A 15,801-nucleotide genomic window follows, 5' to 3' on the forward strand; every position below is an offset into this window, starting at 1 on the left:
TTTTTAAGAGCGAAAGAGCCGCGAATACTGCGACTCGTGACGCGCCGACAGAATGCCCAATTGCGGCGCGAAGGTGTTGATGTTGTCGGGTGAAGTGGCCAGGGCGCGTGTGACGGCGGCATCGATCGGCTCGCGTAGCGCGACGATGATGCGTTGACCCGCGAGTTGACCGAGCGGCACCGCCTTCAATGCGGCAGCGGCTTGGTTTTCTACCCAGCTGAATGCGTAGGCGGCAAGAGCGGCGTCAGGCGCTGCGTCGTGGGCGAAAGCGGCGAAGGCGAAAGCCGTGGGTTGGGCCAGGGGTTTGAGTGATGCCAGCGTCATACGTCGGTCTGCGCCGCCCCATTCGAGCGAGACGCACAATTGTCGCAGCGACCAGCCCATCTGTTCCGTTTCGCGTCGTAGCTCAGCGGACTCACGGCTTGCCAGGAACTCGCTGTTTGCTTCGCGCAAGCCGTCTGCGTCATGCGCGCGCCAGCGTTCCATTTGATGTGCGAGAAACGGCAATTCGCCACGTGCGAGCACGTCGGTTAGACCGCTCGCGATCCAATCGCGTGCGGAATCCGCATCGGTGATGAGTTGCGCTTCGATCGCCGCTTCGAGACCCTGCGAGTAGCTGAACGCGCCGATCGGTAATGCCGGCGACGCGAGATGCAGCAGCGCTGTGAGTTCAGCGATGCGCATGGTGATGATGCCCGTGGCCGCACGATTCGTCGTGGACGTGATCGTCGTCTTTGGGATCGTGCGAATGGTCGTGGCCGTGGTCATGCGAGTGACCGTGCGCGTGGCTGTGACCATGTTCATGATCCGAGTGATCATGTCCATGCTCATGCCCATGATGCTCGCCGAACACCTGCTGAGCTAACGCATAGTCCTCAGCAAAGGTCTCATCGTGACCATGCTTGTGACCGCCGCCATACGCGCCCGATTCAGGCTGGAACGGCATCGACACCTGGTCCACACTTGCGCCGATGCGCTTGAGCATATCGGCGAGAACCGGATCGTATTCAAGCTTCAGATAATCCGCACCGACTTCAACGGGCGTATGACGATTGCCAAGGTGATAAGCGGCGCGCGTCAGAGTCAGCGCATCTTTCGCGCGGACAACCAGCACGGCTTCGGGAGCAGCGACTACGCGCACCAAACCACCATCATCAGCGACCAGAACATCGCCGTCGCGCAGCACCGTGCCGCGCGGCAACAGCAGCGCGACCTCCTCACCGTTATCCAGCGTTGCCGCGAGACGGCTCTTACGGCGGTCATCGAAAGCGAGCGTCAAAGTCGGCGCGCGCTTCACCAGAACAGGTGCGAGCTTCAAATGCGGCGCAATCAGTTTGTCGAGAGTGCGCATGGTTTAGAACAGGAAGTAACGCTGCGCCATCGGCAGCACGGTGGCCGGTTCGCAGGTCAGCAACTGACCATCAGCGATAACCTGATACGTCTCAGGATCGACGCTAATTGCCGGACGCCACGCGTTGTGAATCATGTCTGCCTTCGTGATCTTGCGGCAGTTCTTCACTGCAACGATACGCTTGTTCAGACCATAACGTTCGCCGACGCCAGCATCCGCAGCCATCTGCGAAACGAAGGTCAGGGAAGTCCGTCCCAACGCACCGCCACGCGTCGCGAACATCTCGCGATAGTGGACCGGCTGCGGCGTCGGGATCGACGCATTCGGGTCGCCCATCTGCGCCATCGCGATCATGCCGCCCTTCAGAATCAGCGACGGTTTGATGCCAAAAAACGCTGGCTCCCAGAACACCAGATCGGCCCACTTGCCCGGCTCGATCGAGCCGACTTCATGTGAGATGCCATGCGTGATGGCCGGGTTGATCGTGTACTTGGCAACGTAACGCTTCGCGCGGAAATTGTCGTGCCGTGCGTTGTCTTCAGGTAGCGCGCCGCGTTGCACCTTCATCTTGTGGGCGGTCTGCCACGTGCGGATGATCACTTCGCCCACACGCCCCATCGCCTGCGAATCCGACGATAGCATCGACAACGCGCCGAGGTCGTGCAGGATGTCTTCGGCAGCAATGGTCTCGCGACGAATGCGTGACTCGGCAAAGGCGATATCTTCCGCGATCGACGGGTCCAGGTGGTGGCACACCATCAGCATGTCGAGATGCTCTTCGAGCGTGTTGACGGTATACGGGCGCGTCGGATTCGTGGAGGAGGGCAACACGTTCGCTTCGCCGCAGACCTTGATGATGTCCGGTGCGTGGCCGCCGCCTGCGCCTTCCGTGTGATACGTGTGGATCGTGCGGCCCTTGAACGCGGCCACGGTCGCTTCCACGAAACCGGCTTCGTTCAGCGTATCCGTGTGGATCGCGACCTGCGTGTCGGTATCGTCGGCGACGGAAAGACAGTTGTCGATCGCAGCCGGTGTCGTGCCCCAGTCTTCGTGCAGCTTCAAACCGATCGCGCCCGCAGCGATCTGCTCCAAAGCAGGCTGCGGCTGACTCACATTGCCCTTACCGAGAAAGCCGAGATTCATCGGATAACCATCGGCCGCTTGCAGCATGCGTTCGAGATGCCACGGGCCCGGCGTGCAAGTCGTCGCGTTCGTGCCCGTTGCCGGACCCGTGCCGCCGCCGAGCATCGTCGTCACGCCGCTCGCGAGTGCTTCTTCGATCTGCTGCGGGCTGATGAAGTGGATGTGCGTATCGATGCCACCCGCGGTCACGATCAGGCCTTCACCCGCGATCACTTCGGTGGACGCGCCGATCGCGATCGTTACGTTCGGTTGAATGTCGGGATTGCCCGCCTTGCCGATTGCGGCGATGCGGCCGTTCTTGATGCCGATGTCGGCCTTGACGATGCCCCAGTGATCGAGAATCACCGCGTTCGTCACGACAGTATCGACTACGTCGGCATGCACGCGTTGCGACTGGCCCATGCCGTCGCGAATCACTTTACCGCCGCCGAATTTCACTTCTTCGCCGTAAGTCGTGAAGTCGCGTTCGACTTCGATCAGCAACTCGGTGTCGGCGAGGCGCACGCGGTCGCCAGTGGTGGGGCCGAACATTTCCGCGTATGCGCGGCGGCCGATGCGTAATGTCATGGTGAGGGTCCGGAAATGAGCAGAGTGGTCAGAGCAAGCGTGCGCGGGTCGCGCATCAGAGCTTGCCCATCACCTTGCCGTTGAAGCCGTAGACGACGCGGTCGCCCGCCAGTTCGACCAGTTCGACAGTGCGTTCCTGGCCGGGCTCGAAGCGCACGGCGGTGCCCGCTGCGATGTTGAGCCGGAAGCCGCGTGCCGTTTCACGATCGAAGGAGAGCGCCTCGTTCACTTCATAGAAGTGATAGTGCGAGCCGATCTGCACCGGACGATCGCCGGTATTCGACACGACCACCGTGACGGTGGCGCGGCCCGCGTTGAGTTCGTGTTCGCCGTCGTCGACGAGGAGTTCGCCGGGAATCATGGGGCTGCCTTGCGTGATTAGGGGATCGGGTGATGAACGGTGACGAGCTTGGTGCCGTCGGGGAACGTGGCTTCGACCTGGATGTCGGGGATCATTTCCGGCACGCCTTCCATCACGTCGGCGCGCGTCAGCAGCGTGGTGCCGTAGTGCATGACCTCGGCGACGGTCTTGCCGTCACGGGCCGCTTCCATCAGCGCGGCGGTGATGAAAGCGATCGCTTCGGGGTAGTTCAGTTTGAGGCCGCGAGCACGGCGCCGTTCGGCGAGCAGCGCGGCGGTGAAGATCAGCAGCTTGTCCTTCTCGCGAGGTGTCAGCTTCATCGGATATCAGGTTGGGTTACGCCTGTCCCAGCCAGGACAGGCGTTGGATGCGATCGAGGTCGCGTTTCGTTGTGCGCCATCGCGGCCGCATCGAAATACGACGCGAAACAAACCGCGACAAGCTTACTGCCAGATCAGCTTACAAAGATATCAAGCTGAATTAACGACCCGCTTACAGACTGGTCGGCAAGGGCGCGCCGAACCACTTCTTCGACATCGTGTTGAGCGTGCCGTCCGCCTTCGCTTGGGCGATGGCGGCGTTGACCTTCGCCTGCAGCCGGCTTTCATTCTTGTTCATGCCGATGAAACATGGCGAATCCTTTATAACGAACTTAGGTTCCGGACGGCGCGGCGGATTCTTCGCATTGATCGCGGCGGCGACGATATTGCCGGCAGCGATCAACTGCACCTGGCCCGAGAGAAACGCGGCGATGGTCGCGTTGTTGTCTTCGAAGCGTTTGATGGTGGCGTTCGGCGCCATTTGCGTGAGGCCGATTTCTTCGAGCGCGCCGCGCGTGGCGCCGACCGTCTTGCCGGTGAGATCGGCGGGGCCGGTGACCTTGATGTCGGCGGGACCGAACACGCCCTGGTAATACGGCGCATAGGCCGTCGAAAAGTCGATGACCTTGTCGCGCTCAGGCGTTTTGCCGAGCGACGAAATCACCAGATCGACCTTCCCCGTTTGCAGATACGGAATGCGGTTCGCGCTATTGACCGGCACGAGTTCGAGCTTCACGTTCATCGACTTCGCGAGCATTGCGGCGGTATCGATGTCATAGCCTTGCGGCTTCATATCCGCGCCGACCGAGCCGAACGGCGGATAGTCTTCGGGAACCGCGACTTTCAGCACGCCGGCTTTGGCGATGTTGTCGAGCGTATCCGCGTGGGCGGCAGGCGCATTGATGGCGAGGACGGGCGAGAGCAGCAGTGCGGCGAGCCAGGCGCGACGCGCAGGGCGAAGGGTCGATCGGGTCATGTTGTGCGAGCGGTGGTGGCGGGTGGTCGGCTGCCGTCAGGACGCGGCAGCATCGTGGGGGATTCGATGCAAGGTATGTGCCATGGCGGTGCAGCATGGCTTGGCGGGGCGAAAAATGCGACGTCGCACCGACTTGGAGCAGTCGGATGCGCCGGATTGGTGCTTGTGACGTCTTACGAAGGTGAAAGGCGCGCTCGCGCTGCGAGGCGCTTTTGCTGATGAGCGGATCAGGTCGACCAGATGCGCAGCGGCACAGCGTCGACGCCATGCACGACCGGGCGCAACTGGAGCCAGCATTGCGTCAAGGCCCGCTGCAGCGTCTCCATTGACCGCGACACCGCCCGCACGAGTAAAACCCCGTCAGTGACACAGGAAGCCGCCGCCCGCAACGAATCATCAAACGGTAGCTGGGCAGTGAGCGCTTCAGCGAGTGCATCATCGCAGGCCGCCCCGACCGCCCAGAGCGTTCCATACGCAGGAAACCCGGCAAGTCCTTGCGCGGCGTCCCGCAATGAATCTTCCGCGCTGAGGCCCGCGCGTTCGAGCCACAGTGCCTCGCCGTTCGCCCCAACGATCCGCGATACGGCTCGCAACTGCCCGTTTGACCACCGCTCGCCAGCCGCCTGCCGCCCAAGCTGAGTCGCATCCCACCCAATTGCAGTAGCGTCTTCGCCAAGCGTCAGCGAAAAATCCAGCATCGCGTTGGCTTGATCGAAAACGATATTGTTCTGCGGCAGCCAGTCGAGCTTTGCCTGTGGGCCGACACGCACCGCAATATTCTGCCGTGCCGCACGGCCATTGGACTTGTACCATTTGGTTGCGCCGGGCGTGGTGATCACGGCATGCGCACTGTCGCCGACATCCACGTCGATATCGAGTTGATCGCCGCCCGCGATCCCACCCGGCGGATGCACGATCACTGCGTGGCAGATCGCATGGCCCTCCGGATAGAGCGGCCGTTGCACGCGCAACGGACCGTCATGCAGCCGATGCTTGAGCGTCGTCCGTTCGCCGTCTTTGACGAAGCCGAGTTCGAGGCGTGCGCGCCATTGCGAGTGAGCCGTGGGTTGCGCGGTAGCGAGTGCAGCGTGGTTTTCGTGCAGCGACATGCGAGCGGATTTGCGAATGAATGAGCGGCTGGGTGCGGTATTGGGCACAGTAGCGGACGCGGCAACTGACGCGTCAATGCGCAGCGTGCCCGCACGCGTTAGGCAACGACGACGAGCCGCGTTGCCGCAGGATGCGGCGAGAATAGCACGCTGTGCGGTTTGTGCTCCTTGTGCCGCTCAGACGGCGATCAACGCCCGTACGCCATCCGTATCCATGTTGGCGCCGTCACCGCCCGCGACGATTTCACCACGGCTCATCACCCAATACCGATCAGCGATCTCTTTGGCGAAGTCGTAGTACTGTTCGACGAGCAGCACGGTCATGCCCATTTCTTCGACCAGTTGACGCAGCGTGCGGCCAATGTCCTGAATGATCGAGGGCTGGATACCTTCGGTGGGTTCATCGAGGATCAGCAATTGCGGATCGCTCATCAGCGCACGGCCGATCGCGAGCTGTTGTTGCTGACCGCCGGAGAGATCGCCGCCGCGGCGGCTGCGCATGTCCTTCAGGACGGGGAAGAGTTCGTAGATACGATCCGGGATTTTCTTCGGGGCCTTTTTGCTGGCTGCACCGACCAACAGATTTTCTTCGACGGTTAGCCGCGGGAAGATGTCGCGGCCTTGCGGGACGTAGGCGAGGCCTTTTTCTACACGCGAGTAGGTCGGCAGCTTGGTGATCGGCGCGCCGCGCCAGGCGATCGAGCCGCTCTTGGTTTGGACCACGCCCATCAGGCATCGAAGCAAGGTTGTTTTGCCCACGCCATTGCGACCCAGCAGCACGGTGAGCTTGCCGTCAGGCACGGTGAGTTTCACATCACGAAGAATGTGGCTGCCGCCGTAGTACTGGTTGAGGTTTTCTACTTCTAGCATGTCGGTCGATCCTTGAATTCTGGTGGCTTTTTTCGGCCTTGATCTGATTGCGGCCGTTACCGCCCGAGATAAGACTCGATCACCGTCTCATCTCTCTTCACCTCATCAAGCGTGCCGTGGGCGAGCACTCGCCCTTCGGCCATCACCGTGACCTTGCCCTTTTCACCCGATAGCGCCGCGACAAACTCCATATCGTGTTCGACAACCATCATCGAACAACTCCCACGCAAGTGATTGAGCAGCTCAGCCAACTGCATGGTCTCGTCATCGGTCATGCCCGCTGCGGGCTCGTCGAGCAACAGCAGCGCCGGTTTCTGCATCAGCAACATGCCGATCTCGAGCCGCTGTTTCTGTCCATGCGACAACTCGCCGGCAAGCCGGCGCGCTTCGCTCTCCAAGCCAATCAAGGCCAACGTCTCTTCAATTCGCGCTTGCGCCTCACGATCCAGTCGCGCACGCAAAGAAGCCCACCATCCCTTGTCAGCCTTCATGGCCAACTCAAGGTTCTCCCACACAGGATGCTGTTCAAAAACAGTAGGCTTCTGAAACTTGCGCCCAATCCCGGCGCGCGCAATAGAAGGCTCGTTCATCCGTGTCAGATCGATCGACTGCCCCAGAAAAACCTTGCCGGAATCCGGCTCGGTCTTCCCGGTGATGACATCCATCATCGTCGTCTTGCCGGCACCATTCGGCCCGATGATGCAACGCAACTCACCCGCATTGATCGACAAAGTCAGCGCATTCAACGCGCGAAACCCATCGAAACTCACGGTCACGTCTTCAAGGTACAGAATCGTCCCGTGCGAAATATCGATCTCGCCCGGCACCACCGCGTGCCCCATGCTCGCGACACCGCTCAGCGACCGTTCAGCAGGCTCTTCGGGCAATGCAAGATCAGGAACCATCGGGTTTTCGTTCATGAGCGGTTCCTCTTGCGCGTGACCATTTCGATCAGGCCCATGATGCCGTTCGGCAACAACAGCGGGACCAGTACGAAAATCAGACCAAGAAAGAACAGCCAGTATTCAGGGAAGTTCGCGGTAAAGAAGCTCTTCGCGCCATTCACCGCGAACGCGCCGATGATCGGTCCGATCAACGTGCCGCGTCCACCCACCGCTACCCAGATCGCCATCTCGATCGAGTTGCCCGGCGACATCTCGCCCGGGTTGATGATGCCGACCTGCGGCACATACAAGGCGCCAGCAATCCCGCACAAAACAGCGGAGACGGTCCACACGAACAGCTTGTACGCGAGCGGGCTGTAGCCGAGGAACATCAAACGCGTTTCGCCATCGCGCACCGCAGTGACCACGCGGCCGAGCTTCGACGTGACGATTGCCCGCGCGCCGATGAAGGCCAGGATCAACACTGCGAACGTGATCAGCAGGAGGGCAGTGCGCGTGCCCGGATGCGTAATCGGAAAACCACCGATACGTTTGAAATCGGTAAAGCCATTGTTGCCACCGAAACCTGTTTCATTGCGGTAGAACAGCAGCATGGCGGCAAACGTCATCGCCTGCGTAATGATCGACAGGTACACGCCCTTCACCCGCGAACGGAATGTGAAGAAGCCGAACACCCATGCGACCACCGCCGGCACCAGCACTACCAGCAGCAGCGCATACCCGAGATGCTGCGTGCCTTCCCAGTACCACGGCAGTTGATGCCAATCGAGAAACACCATGAAGTCGGGCAGGTCGCTGCCGTATTTGCCTTCGTGGCCGATCGAGCGCATCAGGTACATGCCGATCGCGTAACCGCCCAATGCAAAGAACAACGCGTGACCCAGACTCAGAATGCCGCAGTAGCCCCACACGAGATCGAGTGCCAGCGCAGCGATTGCGTAGCACATGAACTTGCCAGTGATCGTCATCGCGTACGCGGACAGGTGGAACGCGCTCGTTTCCGGGACCACCAGCGTGGCGAATGGCACGCCAAGACCGAACACGATGATCAGTGCGATTAGCGCGAGCCACGCGCGTCGTGACAGCAGCGCGGGACGCGGCGGCAAGCCGAGCGCGAAGCCGGACTGCGCTTCGCGTCCGGCAATAGCGCCACTGCTAGCTGAGCCGACGTGAGCCGGAGAGGTAGCCGATGTCATCTCATGCCTCCGCGCTGCGGCCCTTGAGGGCGAACATGCCCTGCGGACGCTTCTGGATGAACAGCACGATCAGCACGAGCACCGCGATCTTGGCGAGCACCGCGCCCCAGAACGGCTCGATCGCCTTGCTGATCAAACCGAGACCGAAGCCGCCGATCACCGTGCCGGCGAGTTGACCGACACCGCCGAGCACGACGGCCATGAACGAATCGATGATGTAGCTCTGACCGAGATCCGGGCCCACATTGCCGATCTGCGAAAGCGCGCAGCCACCCAGCCCGGCAATGCCTGCGCCGAACGCGAACGCATACGAATCGACGCGCGCGGTCTTCACACCGACGCATGCTGCCATCCGCCGGTTTTGCGTGACGGCTCGCACGAACAGACCCAGGCGGGTTTTAGTCAGGACAGCCCACGCAATCCCGACGACAATCAGCGAGAACGCCAGAATCGCCAGCCGGTTGTACGGCAGGATCAGATTGGGCAGCACGGTCACGCCACCGCTCATCCATGCCGGGTTGATCACCTGGACGTTCTGCGCGCCGAACACCATACGTGTCGCCTGAATCAGAATCAGGCTGACGCCGAAGGTGGTCAGCAAGGTTTCGAGCGGACGGCCATACAAATGCTTCAATACCAGCCGTTCGAGTACGATGCCGACCAGTCCGGCGGCGGCGAATGACGCCGGCACGGCCAGCAGCGGATACCAGTCGAACGCGCCGGGCGCAAAGCGCTGGAACAGGTTCTGCACGACGTAGGTGGCGTAAGCGCCGATCATCAGGAATTCGCCGTGCGCCATGTTGATCACGCCGATCAGCCCATACGTGATTGCGAGACCCAATGCAGCGAGCAGCAGCACGCTGCCAAGCGACAAGCCCGCGAACAACGTGCCCGCGATCTGGCTGCGGCGCTGGATCGAATCGAGTTCGTCGATGCCGCTTTGCGCGGCGGAGCGCACGCGATCGTCCACTTCATTGAAGGTGCCGTCCGGCTTCTTCGCGACGAGCGGACGCAGCAGTTCGTTCATGTCGAGATCGTGCCGCGCGGCGACCAGTTGCACGGCTTCGAGGCGCTTGGCCGGGTCGGCGTCGTGCAATGCGGTCATTGCCCACAGCGTGTCGAGGCGCTTCTTCAGCGCCGGGTCGGTTTCCTTCGCACGTGCCGCATCGACGAGCGGTTTGATCGACGGATCCGGGTTTTGCAGCAGTGCGGTGACGGCGGCGTCGCGCGTCGCTGCATCGGGCGAATCGAGTTGCAGACCCGAGAGTGCGCCCGCTACTTTCGAGCGCAGCAGGTTGTTCAGAGTGACCGGTTGCGCGTCGCCCGCGGCGACCGTTTTACCGGTGACGGCATCGCGCGCCGTGTCGCCGTCTTGCAGCAGCACTGCGCCGGAATCGGTGGAGAGCGCGCTGTCTTCGGACAGGGCTTTGAGCACCGCGAGAGATTCTTTGTCGTGGTTGGCAATCAGTTTGTCGATTGCCGCGGATTTTGCATCGAAGTCGTCACCGGCGAGCGGCGCGACATCGGCCGGAGCGAGCGCAAAGGCGCTAAGCGGCGCGCTAACGATAAGCGCGAGCGCAAGGCCGCCGATGCTGCGTCGTGCGAATTTCGGAAATGAAAACGCCATGATGGCCTTTGAAGAAAAACCGGCGAGGCGGCGCGGCATCGAGGTGATGCACCGGTGCCACGCCGTTGTCTTGCGTCTTGCGGTGTCCTGCCGGACAGAGCCGTGGTTCAGTTCCGGCTCTGCCCAGAAGGTTCAGGCTCAGGCGACTCGCGAGCGCTTCAGGAATGCGGGAATCGAACTGACCACATCCGGCTTGCTCGAATTGCCGGCAATGAATGGGCTCCACGGTTGCGCGCGAACCGCGGTCTTGGTACGCCACACCACGTTGAATTGTCCGTCAGCACGCACTTCGCCGATCATCACCGGCTTGTGCAGATGGTGATTGCCGTCCATTTCGAGCGTGAAACCCGACGGCGCCGCAAACGTCTGGCCGACCATCGCCACGCGCACCTTGTCCACGTCCGTGCTCTTCGCTTTTTCGACGGCCTGCTTCCACATATGGATGCCGACGAACGTCGCTTCCATCGGGTCATTCGTCACGCGCTTGGTGCCGCCCGGCAGGTTGTTGTCCTTGACCCATGCCGCCCATTGCTTCTTGAACTTCTCGTTGGCCGGGTTGCGAAGCGACATGAAGTAGTTCCATGCCGCGAGATTGCCGACCAGCGGTTTCGTATCGATGCCGCGCAGTTCTTCTTCGCCGACCGAGAATGCGACGACCGGCACGTCCGACGCCTTCAGCCCCTGGTTACCCAGTTCCTTGTAGAACGGCACGTTCGAGTCGCCGTTGACGGTCGAGATCACCGCGGTCTTGCCGCCCTGCGAGAAGGTCTTGATGTTCGCGACGATGGTCTGATAGTCGCTGTGGCCGAACGGCGTGTAGACCTCCTGGATATCGGCTTCCTGCACGCCTTTCGACTTGAGGAACGCGCGCAGGATCTTGTTGGTCGTGCGGGGGTACACATAGTCGGTGCCCAGCAGGAAGAAGCGCTTGGCGCCGCCGCCTTCCGCGCTCATCAGGTATTCGGTTGCCGGAATCGCTTGCTGATTCGGCGCGGCGCCCGTGTAGAACACGTTGCGCGACATTTCTTCGCCTTCGTACTGCACCGGGTAGAACAGCAGGCCGTTCAGTTCTTCGAACACCGGCAGCACCGACTTGCGCGACACCGACGTCCAGCAGCCGAACACGACCGCGCACTTTTCCTGGGTGATCAGCTGGCGCGCCTTTTCGGCGAACAGCGGCCAGTTCGACGCAGGGTCTACGACCACCGGCTGCAGTTGGCGGCCCATGACGCCGCCGTTCTTGTTGATGTCCGCGATGGTCATCAGCGCGGTGTCTTTGAGCGATGTCTCCGAGATCGCCATCGTGCCGGAGAGGGAATGTAGAACGCCTACTTTGATCGGACCGCTGCCCGATTGCGCCTGAGCAAACGGAACCTGACCTGCAAGCGCCAATGCGCCCGACATGGAGCCGAACTTCAACAGACTACGACGTTTCATGTATTTCCCCTTGCCATTGATGGTGAATGTTTATGGGCGTCGATTTCAGCCAGCAGGGCTTATCCCGCATGACTTGCCGCTTGTGTACTGCAAGGCACATGCCATGTAGTAATTTCGACTTGAAGTCCACGGATCACGTGCTGCGACGCGGTGGTGCGCCGGGTAAGTTATGCGCAACGCGGCGCAAAATTGGTGCAGGAGTGGGGTGTGCGCCTCGTTCAGGTGCGTGCCGCGCCGCAACGAAGCGTATCGATCGGCCAGCGAGCGTCTGCGGTGCATGGTCGCTGCGCCGTTGTGCATGGCAGTGCTCTGCCGGGGCTGCGCGTGGTGATGGGCAGCGCATGAGGTTTATCGGACGCGAGCGTGGATATCACGGTGTGGCATTCGGCGGGATTTCAGGGGGAGTGGTAGCAAGAAAAGAGGCCGGCGCCTCCCGGCGCCGGCCTCATGTGTCACACGTACACGGTTTCGGAAATCAGAAGGCGGCGAACGGCCCGGTTTGAGATCCCGCACGGGCGCCGTCCAGTACCGTGTATACGTCACGGCCGAAGAAGAACGGCAACCCCCAGAGGAACAAGCCAGAGTATGGAGTGGCGAGGTTGTCGTAGGCCGCATTCTGATTCGCCGTCAGCGCCCATCCATTCGCTACCGAGAATGGCACCGTGACTGGTGTTGCGCCCTTGACAACACCTGTTAGGATTGCCGATAGGCTGTGCGTAGTCGAAGGCGTATGCATATAGCCCGTTCTGTCGGTTCCCCAATAGGGAATCGCCGTATCCCAGAAGTAGGTGGTATTGCTACCACTATCAATCGTGCTGCTATACGAGACGCCCTTATACGTGGTCGTAAAGTAGCCGTTCTGATCAAGCGACACGATGTTTGCCTTCGATGGCAACGCGTTGTTCTGCTGCGTGCCGACGCCGAACACGAGTTCGCCGGTGACTCTCGCCTGACCATCTGCGGGCAACGCGGGCAGACGGATGATCGTGCCGTTGTTGTCCGAAGTAAAGTTGGCGACCGGGTTCATGACCTGCGTGTCGAGCGGTACTCGCGTGTTCGTGCATGAACCCGTAGACGGACAGTAGTAATAGGTTGCCGATAGAGGGTATTGGGCTGCGCGCGGAAAGCCGCGGACCATGGATCTGATGCCAAGCACCCCGTTGGCGCCGAGATCAGCCGCCGCGCCGATATTCCCGAGGCCCTCTCGACGCGCAATCCGATGGGACGGCTTATGAGCCGTCGATGATGACCTGGATCGGCAGATTACCTGCCACTTTGCCGCCGATCGTCACGTCGGCACGCTTGATAGACCCCCATGTCTGGCCTGACACAAAGGGTGCGCATTTGGCTATAGGCGCGCCGCTCGTTGGGTCGTCGGTTGCACCGGTCTGCGCCGGCAAGCGGCCCGCGAGCGCTGGGCCCAACGCGCTTGCCAGGACACGCACGCCGGTTGATCCAGTGTCGATCAACATATGGTCGATCGTCGCGCATTGATTGGCGCCCTGCACACCAGGGATGCAGATGGTGACGGTCACGTACGGCTGGTTGGCAAAGTTTACCGCCCACCGCTCGATGCTGATCGGGACGGTATTTGCGTCGGCGACCGGCGACCGGCGTTGGAGTCGGAGTCGGAGCCGGCGTCGCCGGCTTTTCGTTGTCCTTGGTCGCATTCGAATTGCCGTCGTCGCCACCGCCACCACCACCGCATGCTGAAAGAGCCAGGCTAGCCGTTAGCGACGCGAAGCAAAGTTTCTTATTGAGGGTCGTCATGTTTCTTGTGTTCCGTGAAATCGATGTGCCGAGTTACTGCAGATCGTCAACACGAACATTCGCGGGAACGAGGTGCGGCAGAACGGCCTTGCCGAAGAAGTTTCCCGCCCGGCCCGCGGACTCGATCTGAAAGTCGCCGTTGCGTTCGATCAACGGATCGGTGCCGCGTGCGCGGCCAGCGCCCGCGGAGACTGCGTTCGGGAAGTAACTGCCAAGTAGCGCAACCATGTCGGGGCGCACTGGCCCTTGCCACGTGACGGCAAACACGACTTTGGTCGGCAGCACGTATTCGCGAATCCTGACGCCGTCGGTGTCATGCGACTCGCGCACGGTATAGGCCGCGGCGGATAGGGAAGAGGAAGCGGGCGCTGCCGATTGGAGCAAGGACTTCGGAGCCGAACCCGCACCGGGCGCCCCACCCAACGCCGCATACGACGCGAGCGGCAAAAGAGCCGACACGGCCAGGGCGATCTTTACAAATCTCATCACATTGCTCCAAAAAACAGGTCGGAGCATGGTGCCTGTGGGCAATTAATGAGAGATGCTGAAATGTCCTAAAGAGGAGTCGAAAACGACTTGGGGCAGACAGTCAATCGAAGGAGGAAAAGACTAGAAGAACCGGCTTACTGCGGCGCCGCCGCATTCGGCATAGCCTGCCGACCAAGCTTCCCGGCAGCACCTTTAGCCGCAACACCCGGATGCGGCACATTCGGCACCTGCGGAAGCGCAGTCAACGAACCATCATCGACCGGTGACAGCAGCGCGCTCAACTGCAACACGTCCTGATCAGTCAGATTGGCAGTGGAGGCCTTCAGCTTGAGACTATCAATCAGCGTGTCATAACGCACCTTCGCCAGATCGGCACCCGCCGACGGATCATAGCGACCATGCGATCAATAGGTGGGAACGGTCGGATCGACCTGACGCGACCACGCGTCGATCCCGCCTTGCAGATTGAAGACGTTGGTATGGCCGCGCGATTCGAGGAACATCGCGACCTGGGCGCTGCGCGCGCCGTGATGGCACACGCAGACGATTTGCACGTCGTCGTCGAGCTCTTCGCTGCGCGCGGGAATCTCACGCATCGGGATCGACACGGCGCCGGCGATCGACGCCGTCTGGATTTCCCACGGTTCGCGCACGTCGAGCAGCACGGGGGCAGGGCGCGATTGATCGGCGAGCCATTCAGCGAGCGCGGGAGCAGTCAGATTTTGCATCAGCAGGACATCCAGTTCAGAGGACGGCGGCGTGCCGGCCGTCCAGAAAAACGTGCGAATTAAAACTTGAAGCGCGGCGGCTGCACGGCGTTGATCAGCGGTTCGACATAGGTTTCGAACACATCGGCAATGCGGTACTGCTTCTCGTCGATACGCGTGATGATCTGCGCCTTCATGACCGGAGCAGTGCCGACGAACGCCGCCAGGCGGCCACCGACCTTCAGGTGTTCGAGGATTTCCTGCGGCAGTACCGGCAGGCCGCCCGATACGCAGATCACGTCGTACGGTGCGGCGTTGGCCCAGCCGCGCGAGGCGTCGCCCGTGACGACTTCGGCGTTCAGCACGCCGTTGGCGATGAGGTTGTTCTTCGCCAGTTCAGCCAGTTCCGGTTCGATGTCGACCGTCAGCACGTGCTGCGCGCGATGCGCGAGCAGGGCGGCCATGTAACCCGAGCCGGCGCCGATTTCGAGCACGCTTTCGTGTTTCTTCACCGCCAGTTCCTGCAGCACGCGCGCTTCGACGCGCGGCGCCAGCATGTGCTGGCCGGCCGGCAGCGGCACTTCGAAGTCGACGAAGGCCAGATCGCGGTAGGCGGTGGGGACGAAGTTTTCACGCTTGACGATCGAGAGCAGATTCAGCACGTCCTGGTCGAGCACTTCCCAGGGGCGGATCTGCTGTTCGATCATGTTGAAACGCGCTTGCTCGATGTTCATGGTGGATTCGGCAGTGTGGTTTGGCGAGTTTGCGATTCTTTGCCACTGGCCGGCGGCCTCGGGGGTACGACTCCGGGTGTAACGCCGGGGTACAGCCCGCGGGGTATAGCCTCGTATGGCAGGCCACGGCAGGGTAACTGCGGGATTGTACCAAATGGCGGCGCGAATCCACGCCGTCGCGGGCAGTGCGCCGCCGTGTCGCGCCTCGGACCGCTCTCGCCATGCCTGCTCGACCCCGT

18 protein-coding genes are annotated in these 15,801 nt (G+C 61.5%); all 18 read right to left on the reverse strand.

The window, feature by feature from the left end:
* Nucleotides 1-3: 3 nt before the first annotated feature.
* Complete coding sequence (locus M0D68_RS19415; RefSeq protein WP_093636316.1) at nucleotides 4-684, reverse strand: urease accessory protein UreF; 681 nt, start codon at nucleotides 682-684, stop codon at nucleotides 4-6.
* Nucleotides 671-1,351, reverse strand: a complete 681-nt coding sequence (gene ureE, locus M0D68_RS19420; RefSeq protein WP_200650695.1) for an urease accessory protein UreE — start codon at nucleotides 1,349-1,351, stop codon at nucleotides 671-673. The genes M0D68_RS19415 and ureE overlap by 14 nt, the downstream gene beginning before the upstream one ends.
* Before the next feature lie 3 nt (nucleotides 1,352-1,354).
* Nucleotides 1,355-3,061, reverse strand: coding sequence for an urease subunit alpha (gene ureC, locus M0D68_RS19425; RefSeq protein WP_054041795.1), 1,707 nt, complete (start codon nucleotides 3,059-3,061; stop codon nucleotides 1,355-1,357).
* A 55-nt stretch (nucleotides 3,062-3,116) separates the two neighbouring features.
* Nucleotides 3,117-3,422: an urease subunit beta gene (locus M0D68_RS19430; RefSeq protein WP_200650696.1), complete on the reverse strand. Its 306-nt coding sequence runs from the start codon at nucleotides 3,420-3,422 to the stop codon at nucleotides 3,117-3,119.
* 17 nt (nucleotides 3,423-3,439) lie between these two features.
* Nucleotides 3,440-3,742 (reverse strand): urease subunit gamma, encoded by a 303-nt coding sequence (gene ureA / locus M0D68_RS19435; protein WP_054041799.1) that lies wholly within the window; start codon nucleotides 3,740-3,742, stop codon nucleotides 3,440-3,442.
* Nucleotides 3,743-3,914: 172 nt separating this feature from the next.
* Entirely contained in the window at nucleotides 3,915-4,718 is an 804-nt protein-coding gene (locus M0D68_RS19440) for a transporter substrate-binding domain-containing protein (protein ID WP_200650697.1), read from the reverse strand.
* 227 nt (nucleotides 4,719-4,945) lie between these two features.
* The gene (locus tag M0D68_RS19445) at nucleotides 4,946-5,827 is read right to left on the reverse strand and encodes an urease accessory protein UreD (protein ID WP_266225031.1); all 882 of its coding nucleotides are present in this window, start codon (nucleotides 5,825-5,827) and stop codon (nucleotides 4,946-4,948) included.
* Between the two features lie 177 nt (nucleotides 5,828-6,004).
* Entirely contained in the window at nucleotides 6,005-6,697 is a 693-nt protein-coding gene (gene urtE, locus M0D68_RS19450) for an urea ABC transporter ATP-binding subunit UrtE (protein ID WP_200650699.1), read from the reverse strand.
* A gap of 56 nt (nucleotides 6,698-6,753) precedes the next feature.
* Entirely contained in the window at nucleotides 6,754-7,617 is an 864-nt protein-coding gene (urtD, locus tag M0D68_RS19455) for an urea ABC transporter ATP-binding protein UrtD (RefSeq protein WP_200650700.1), read from the reverse strand.
* Entirely contained in the window at nucleotides 7,614-8,798 is a 1,185-nt protein-coding gene (gene urtC, locus M0D68_RS19460) for an urea ABC transporter permease subunit UrtC (RefSeq protein ID WP_200650701.1), read from the reverse strand. Before urtC ends, urtD begins: the two co-directional genes overlap by 4 nt.
* A 1-nt stretch (nucleotide 8,799) precedes the next feature.
* Nucleotides 8,800-10,425 carry an urea ABC transporter permease subunit UrtB gene (gene urtB, locus M0D68_RS19465; protein WP_234487539.1) on the reverse strand — a complete coding sequence of 542 codons (1,626 nt, stop codon included), beginning with the start codon at nucleotides 10,423-10,425 and terminating at the stop codon, nucleotides 8,800-8,802.
* Between the two features lie 138 nt (nucleotides 10,426-10,563).
* Nucleotides 10,564-11,862, reverse strand: coding sequence for an urea ABC transporter substrate-binding protein (gene urtA / locus M0D68_RS19470; protein WP_171926778.1), 1,299 nt, complete (start codon nucleotides 11,860-11,862; stop codon nucleotides 10,564-10,566).
* Nucleotides 11,863-12,337: 475 nt separating this feature from the next.
* Nucleotides 12,338-13,126: a DUF3443 family protein gene (locus M0D68_RS19475; RefSeq protein ID WP_308187600.1), complete on the reverse strand. Its 789-nt coding sequence runs from the start codon at nucleotides 13,124-13,126 to the stop codon at nucleotides 12,338-12,340.
* Nucleotides 13,092-13,532 (reverse strand): DUF3443 family protein, encoded by a 441-nt coding sequence (locus M0D68_RS19480; RefSeq protein WP_266225046.1) that lies wholly within the window; start codon nucleotides 13,530-13,532, stop codon nucleotides 13,092-13,094. The genes M0D68_RS19475 and M0D68_RS19480 overlap by 35 nt, the downstream gene beginning before the upstream one ends.
* Before the next feature lie 133 nt (nucleotides 13,533-13,665).
* The gene (locus M0D68_RS19485) at nucleotides 13,666-14,118 is read right to left on the reverse strand and encodes a DUF2844 domain-containing protein (protein ID WP_266225033.1); all 453 of its coding nucleotides are present in this window, start codon (nucleotides 14,116-14,118) and stop codon (nucleotides 13,666-13,668) included.
* Nucleotides 14,119-14,255: 137 nt separating this feature from the next.
* Nucleotides 14,256-14,480, reverse strand: a complete 225-nt coding sequence (locus M0D68_RS19490; protein ID WP_200650703.1) for a hypothetical protein — start codon at nucleotides 14,478-14,480, stop codon at nucleotides 14,256-14,258.
* A 45-nt stretch (nucleotides 14,481-14,525) separates the two neighbouring features.
* Complete coding sequence (locus tag M0D68_RS19495; protein ID WP_054042884.1) at nucleotides 14,526-14,849, reverse strand: rhodanese-like domain-containing protein; 324 nt, start codon at nucleotides 14,847-14,849, stop codon at nucleotides 14,526-14,528.
* Nucleotides 14,850-14,908: 59 nt separating this feature from the next.
* Entirely contained in the window at nucleotides 14,909-15,562 is a 654-nt protein-coding gene (locus M0D68_RS19500; protein ID WP_200650704.1) for a protein-L-isoaspartate O-methyltransferase, read from the reverse strand.
* Between the last annotated feature and the right edge of the window lie 239 nt (nucleotides 15,563-15,801).

Source organism: Paraburkholderia sp. SEWSISQ10-3 4, from assembly GCF_030464785.1.
GTDB classification, from domain to species: Bacteria; Pseudomonadota; Gammaproteobacteria; order Burkholderiales; family Burkholderiaceae; genus Paraburkholderia; species Paraburkholderia aspalathi.